We start from the raw sequence: 6238 nt of genomic DNA, 5'->3' as shown, positions 1-6238 counted from the left end.
GCCCACAACTACCGATTCGGCGGGGAGGGACGCGGGTCAGGCCTCGCGGACCACGTCCATGGTGCGGTCGCCGAACTTCACCTTGTCGCCATGGACGAGGGCGGCCGGCCGGCGGGCGCCGAGGGCGCGGGCGGCACCCTGGCGGATCAGGGTGGTGCCGTTGGTGGAGCCCCGGTCCATCACCACGAGGGTGCCGTCGGCGGCGACCTGGAACTGGGCGTGGGTCTTGGACAGCGACATGTCGCTCGAGGAGAGGGCCACCCGGTGGGAGACCTCCTCGCCGGGACGTGGCTCCGGGCCGCGGCCGACGATGGCGAGACCCTCGACCACGAAGCTCTGGCCGGTGTCGAAGGTGACCCGCCAGCGGGCCGTCGCCGCGGGCGGCGGGGCGGACGTGGGCGGCGCCGGAGCGGCCGGCTGCACCGCCGACGGAGCCGGCGGGGCGGGCGGGGCGGGCGGAGCCGGCGGGGCGGGCGTCGGTGGCATCGGGGCCGGGGGCGCAACCGGAGCCGGCGGCGTCTGGCGAGCGATCGGCGACCCGACCCGGGTCTGCGCGGCTTGAGCTTCGGCCGCGGCCTGGGCGGGGCTCTGGGTCGGAGCAGCCGGGGTCTGCGGGCGCTCGGCGCGCTCCGGCGTGGCCTCGGCTTGCTTGAGACGCATGGTGGTCAGGTTGACGATGCGGCGCGGCGCCGGGGCCTCTTCCTCGGCCTCGACGACGGCCGGAGGGCGTACGTCGACCACGACCGAGCCCGCGCGACGGTCGTGCCACCCCTGGCGACGGCCGCGTTCGTCCATGGCGGCGACCCAGGCGAAGGTGGCGGTGCCGATGCCGAGCGTCGGGATCGTGCAGAGACCGAGGAGGGCCTGGCGTACGAATGCCTTGCCGACGCCGATCGGGCGGCCCGCGGCTCCGGAGTCGTCGCTGACCACCCGGAGCCCAAGGGCCATCTTCCCGGGGGTCTTGCCACCGGAGCCGGTCAGGATGGTGCCGACCAGCCAGACCACCAGCACGACACCGGCGATCAGGCCGATGCCGGGCAGCTGGTTTCCGTTGCGGAAGAAGATCAGCCAGGCGACGAGGCCCGCCGCGGCGAAGATCGCCCAGGCGATCACCCGGTCGATGGCGAATGCGTAGAACCGGCGATCCGGCTCCGCGATGGCGGCCTCGGCCGCCGGGGCCTGGAGGCCGGCCACGCTCATGCCGCCGCCTCCACGGGGGACGACGGCGACATGAGCGAAAGCCGCTCGATCACGGGTTGGTCACCCGGATCGTGAGGCTGTCACCGAGGTCGATGACAGCACCCGGCATGAGCTGGACGGGCACGCCGGGGCGCAGGTCCTCGGGGCCGAGACCGGGCTGGACCAGGACGGTGCCGTTGGTCGAGCCGAGGTCGGTGACCACGGCGGCGCCGTGGTCGACGCCGGCACCCGGACGGATCTCGCAGTGGGTCGAGGAGATCTCCTGGTGAGGGCTCGGCACGGTCACCAGCATCGGCTGCTCGGTGGGCGTGAACCGGCTCGCCTCGGGAGCCCGGCCGACGAGCACGACCCGGTCGACGTCGACGCGGTCGCCGCTGGAGAACTCCAGCCGCGCGACCGGGTAGGCGGTCACCTTCGGCGCCTCCGGCTGCCCCGGGATCCCGGCGAGGCCCGCGTTGAGATCCTCACCGACACCGATGCGGGTGAGACCGTCGTGGTCGTCCTCGTCGGGGACGGGCTCCTCCCAGACAGGCTCGTCGCGGGTCTTGGGGACAGGTGCCACCGGCGGAGCCGGCGGCGCGGGCGGGGCGGGGAAGGCCGGCGGGGCCGGAGGCGCGGGCGGGATGTCGCCCACCGGCGCGCCGACGGGCGGGCCGTCGACGGGCGGAGCCTCGATCGGGGCGTCGACCGGCGCGGAGTCGATCAGGCCGTTGGCCGCCGCGGGTGCGCCCTCGAAGGCAGCGGGCGGCGCGTCGACAGGCGGCGGCGGAGGCGTCGTCAGTGGCGGCGGGGGCGGCATCGACGGCGGGCCGAAGTCGGGCGCCTGGGCGGACTCCGGCTCGTCGTAGGACTGCTGCTCGTCGTAGGACGACGGGTTCTCGCCGTAGGGCTCGTCCTCGACGGCGGCGAGGACCTCGGTCTCGGCGTCGGGCTCGACCTCGGGCTCGTCGACCGGCTCCGGGGAGACCGCGGACGGGCCGAAGGACGACGCCACGGCAGCGGCGTGCTCGTCGCTGGCGTAGTCGTCCTCGTAGCCACGGGAGGCGGGCTCGGGGTAGTCCTGGTCGTCGACGTCCTGCGACGCCGCCGGCACCTCGAAGGCCTCGGTCGGCTCGGTCAGATCGTCGTGGCGCGGCGCGAGGGCGTCGCTCGACTCCTCACCACGGTTGACCGAGATCGGCTCGTCGGAGTCGGCGTCCGAGTCGTCCCCGAGGCCCGGAAGATCGCCCGAGACCGGGATCGGCGGCACGACGGACAGCGAGGGCGGAGCCGCGACCGGCTCGTCCTCGTCGAGACCCTCCTCGGCCGAGTCGGTGTAGCTCTCCTCGGGCAGCGGGTCGGAGAGCGGGTCGGCCTGCACCGGCTCGTCCACGCTGTCGTCGGAGGCTTCCTCGACAGCCACCGGGGCGCCGACGAAACCGGCGCGGCTCTCCGGGGAGTCGTCCTGGCTGGACTCCGGCGCCGGCGGCGGGACCTCGAGGCCGGAGACCCGCAGAAGGCCACCGAGGGCGGTCATCGGCTCACCGGTGGCGCCCTCGTCACCGAGGGAGACGGACATCCGGGTGACACCCTCGAGAGTGCGCTCGACCCACGTCTTCGACGACGAGCCGTCGACCTCGACCGAACCCTCGACGGCCTCGAAAGAGACCACCGAGGGGCCGCGCACGACCGTGCGTACGCTGCCGCCGTCGGGCGTCACGTCCCCGGAGATGAGGACGAAGCCCGGCAACGAGCTCAGTCCGGTCGCGACGAGCGCATCGAGCACCTCGTCGAACCCGGCGCCGTCGTCGACGAGCGCCCACAGGGCGCCTGCGCGGCTCTTCTCCGAGGGCGGGAGCAGCACCGTGGCGCTCTCACCGATGATGCCGAACCAAGTGCCCGGCGTGTAGGACGTGCTTGCGATGGTTGCTGGCTCACTCATGGCAGCACTCCTAGCTTCTGCTCCATACTCACCCTTTGTTGCTCCGAGTCATACGGGTTCTCTTCGGCCAATCCCATCACATCGACCACGATCGCGGTGGCGTTGTCCCGCCCACCCGCTTCGACCGCGGCGGCGACGAGCTTCTCGGCCGTGTCGCGGGCGTCGGTGTCCTCCGCCGCGAGGATGTCGGCGATCTCAGCATCCGAGATCATTCCGCTCACGCCGTCCGAGCACAGCATCAGCCGAGCGCCCACCGGGAGCGTGACCTGGAAGATGTCGGGGACCGCTGGCGCCATCCCGCCGAGCGCCCTGGTCACGACGTTGCGCTCCGGGTGGTGCTCGGCCTGCTCGGGGGTGATCTGGCCGGAGTCGACCAGCTCCTGCACCAGACTGTGGTCGCGGCTGAGCTGGCTCAACGTACCGTCGAAGTATCGGTAGATGCGCGAGTCGCCGACGTTGAGGAGGATCCACAGCGGACTGCTGCCACCGTCGGCGATCAGCGCCGCGGCGCAGGTGGTGCCGGACTGGTAGTCCGAGGCCCCGCGCGAGCGCTGCTCGAGCGCGAAGGCCACGATCCGGTCCTGAGCCGCCTGGAGCGCCTCGACCATCGCCTGGCTGCCGGACTCGGAGACGTAATGGGTGCCGCCGAGCTTGGCGAACTCCTGGATCACCATCTCGCTGGCGATGTCACCACCGTCATGGCCGCCCATGCCGTCGGCGACGACGAAGACGGGTGGCTCGGCCACGTGGGAGTCCTCGTTGACCTTTCGCACCTGGCCGACATCGGTCGCGGCCCCGTGCGCGATCACTACTTTCCTGGACATCTCGCCCCCTAGGCCTGCCGGGATAGCGTGATGCCGATGGACACAGGCTTCCGCTCACTCGCAGACCAGTTGCGCTCTTGGCCCACAGAGCGCATCTCACGCCTGCTTCTTGCTCGTCCTGATCTCGCCACGCCGTCCCCTCATGACTCCGGCCAACTCGCCGCCCGAGCAGCCACTCGCACATCCTTGCACCATGCGCTGGATGACCTTAACCATCTCGAGCTGATCGTGCTTGATGCCGTTGTCCTCGCGAATCAAACCACCAAAGCCCACTTATCTTCCATGGTGAACGCCGATGTCGACGCCGCGACACGGGCACTTTCTCATCTGGAGGACTCCGGCCTGGTGTGGCACTCCCTCGAGGGTCTGCGCGCGGTGACCGGGGTCGCGGCCCTGCTGCGTGGCTCTCCCGGTGTCTCCGGACTGCAGCCGTTCACCGGCGATCTCGGGGATGACCAGGAAGAAGTGGTTCGCCGCCTGGCGGCCGTCTCCGCCGAGGCCCGCGCGATGCTGGAGGCCGTGGACGCCGGAGGCGGGCAGGCCTCTTCCACACGCGCGCGCCCGCGCGTATCGGTGGCCGAGGCCTCCGGGCCTGCGGAGGAGCTGATCGCCCACGGGCTGCTGGTGTCGTCCGGCGACGGGATGCTGACCCTCCCCGGCCAGGTCGGGCTCGCGCTGCGTGGCGGCCGGACGACGCCGACTCCGGTCGACGTCCCGCCGTCGCTGCCGACCTCCTCACGGGCGTCCGCACTGGTCGACCGGGCGGCCGCGGGCGCCGCCTTCGAGCTGGTACGCAACCTCGAGCTGCTCCTCGACGCCTGGGGCGCCACCCCGCCCCGGTCGCTGCGCGGCGGGACCGGCCTGACGGTCCGCGACCTGAAGGCCACCGCCGAGCGGCTCCATGTCCCGGAGCCGACCGCTGCGCTGCTGATCGAGGTCTCCTGGGCCTCCGGCCTGCTCGCGCTGGGCACCGACGAGGAGGGCGACCCGTCGTGGATGCCGACCGAGCTCTTCGACCAGTGGCTGCAGCAGCCGCTGGCCGCCCGGTGGGCGCTCGTCGCCGGCGCCTGGCTGGCGTCGCCGCGGCTTCCCGGGCTGGTCGGCCAGCGTGACCCCGCCGGCAAGACATGGAACGCCCTGGCGCCCGACATGGCTGGCGCCTCGGCCGTGGAGACGCGTCGGCTGACGCTGCGGTTGCTGGCCGACCTCCCATCCGACGAGGTGCTGGCTGCCGGCACCGGGCCCGCCGCGGTCGTCGCCAGGCTGGCCTGGGAGCGGCCGCGTCGGCCGCGCACCCGCACCGAGTCCCGCGAGTCGCTGGTGGCCTGGACGCTCACCGAGGCGGAGACGGTCGGGGTGGTGGCGTTCGGGGGGCTGGCTGCGTACGGCCGGGGGTTGGTGGCGGGCGAGGACCCGGTCGCGACCCTTGCCGAGCTGCTGCCGGAGCCGGTCGACCACGTGCTGCTGCAGGGTGACCTGACCGCGGTCGCCCCGGGGCCGCTCGAGCCCGCGCTGGCCCGCACGCTGGCCGTCGTCGCGACGGTGGAGTCGCACGGCGGGGCGACGGTCTACCGGTTCACCAAGGAGTCGGTGCGCCGGGCGATGGACCGCGGCTGGACCGCCACCGAGATCCATGCGTTCCTCGCCACAGCCTCCCGCACTCCGGTCCCGCAGGCGCTGACCTACCTGGTCGACGACACGGCGCGTACGTTCGGGACCGTGCGGGTCGGGTTCGCCGCCGCCTACCTCCGCAGCGACGACGAGGCCGCGCTCGCGGAGCTGCTGGCCCATCCCGCGGCCGAGTCCCTGGGCCTGCGTCGGCTGGCGCCGACGGTCGTCGTCAGCACGGTCGCGCTCGACTCCCTCCTCCCCCGGCTCCGCGAGCTCGGCCTGGCTCCGGTCGTCGAGGCGCCCGACGGATCGGTCCACGTGGCGCGTCCGGACGCCAAGCGCGCCAAGAGCCGCAACGCCCAGCGTCCGGCAGGCGCCCAGGAGGCCCACCTCGCCGCCCGGGCGGCCGCGGTGGCGACCCGGGTGAAGGCGGGCGACGAGACCGCGGCCTCGCGCCCGGCGCCGCCCGAGCCGGCCTCGACCATGGCGATCCTCCACGAGGCCATCGACGCCGGTGAGCAGGTCGTCATCTCCTACGTCGACGGGCGTGGTGTCGGCGGGGAGGCGCGGGTCGAGCCACTGGGTCTGGACGGCGGTTCGCTCACCGCCCGGGTCGACGGCGACGTACGCTCCTTCGCGCTCTCCCGCGTTCGGGCCGTGCGCCCGACGCAGCCGTAGGCTG

General features: G+C 73.3%; 4 protein-coding genes. 1 reads left to right on the top strand and 3 read right to left on the bottom strand.

The window, feature by feature from the left end; all coding sequences use genetic code 11:
- Positions 1 to 36 precede the first annotated feature (36 nt).
- Genes ACFVJS_RS11385 through ACFVJS_RS11375 form a run of 3 tightly spaced genes read right to left on the bottom strand, consistent with a single transcriptional unit; the run spans position 37 to position 3945 of the window.
- A complete protein-coding gene (locus tag ACFVJS_RS11385; RefSeq protein WP_378879630.1) occupies positions 37 to 1200 on the bottom strand; it encodes an RDD family protein in 1164 nt (387 codons plus the stop codon).
- A 49-nt stretch (positions 1201 to 1249) separates the two neighbouring features.
- Positions 1250 to 3121 (bottom strand): FHA domain-containing protein, encoded by a 1872-nt coding sequence (locus tag ACFVJS_RS11380; RefSeq protein ID WP_378879627.1) that lies wholly within the window; start codon positions 3119 to 3121, stop codon positions 1250 to 1252.
- Positions 3118 to 3945, bottom strand: a complete 828-nt coding sequence (locus tag ACFVJS_RS11375) for a PP2C family protein-serine/threonine phosphatase (protein WP_378879623.1) — start codon at positions 3943 to 3945, stop codon at positions 3118 to 3120. The genes ACFVJS_RS11380 and ACFVJS_RS11375 overlap by 4 nt, the downstream gene beginning before the upstream one ends.
- A gap of 282 nt (positions 3946 to 4227) precedes the next feature.
- Here ACFVJS_RS11375 and ACFVJS_RS11370 point away from each other — a divergent pair, with 282 nt between their 5' ends.
- The gene (locus tag ACFVJS_RS11370; RefSeq protein ID WP_378879620.1) at positions 4228 to 6234 is read left to right on the top strand and encodes a helicase-associated domain-containing protein; all 2007 of its coding nucleotides are present in this window, start codon (positions 4228 to 4230) and stop codon (positions 6232 to 6234) included.
- Positions 6235 to 6238 lie beyond the last annotated feature (4 nt).

The organism is Nocardioides sp. NPDC057772 (genome assembly GCF_042798075.1).
GTDB lineage: Bacteria > Actinomycetota > Actinomycetes > Propionibacteriales > Nocardioidaceae > Nocardioides.
This window is presented reverse-complemented; position numbering and strand designations above follow the sequence as displayed.

What these genes read in the sequence shown, in the direction of transcription:
- ACFVJS_RS11385 (WP_378879630.1), bottom strand. Translation starts at nt 1,200, where the DNA reads ATGAGCGTGGCCGGCCTCCAGGCCCCGGCGGCCGAGGCCGCCATCGCG.
- ACFVJS_RS11380 (WP_378879627.1), bottom strand. Translation starts at nt 3,121, where the DNA reads ATGAGTGAGCCAGCAACCATCGCAAGCACGTCCTACACGCCGGGCACT.
- ACFVJS_RS11375 (WP_378879623.1), bottom strand. Translation starts at nt 3,945, where the DNA reads ATGTCCAGGAAAGTAGTGATCGCGCACGGGGCCGCGACCGATGTCGGC.
- ACFVJS_RS11370 (WP_378879620.1), top strand. Translation starts at nt 4,228, where the DNA reads ATGGTGAACGCCGATGTCGACGCCGCGACACGGGCACTTTCTCATCTG.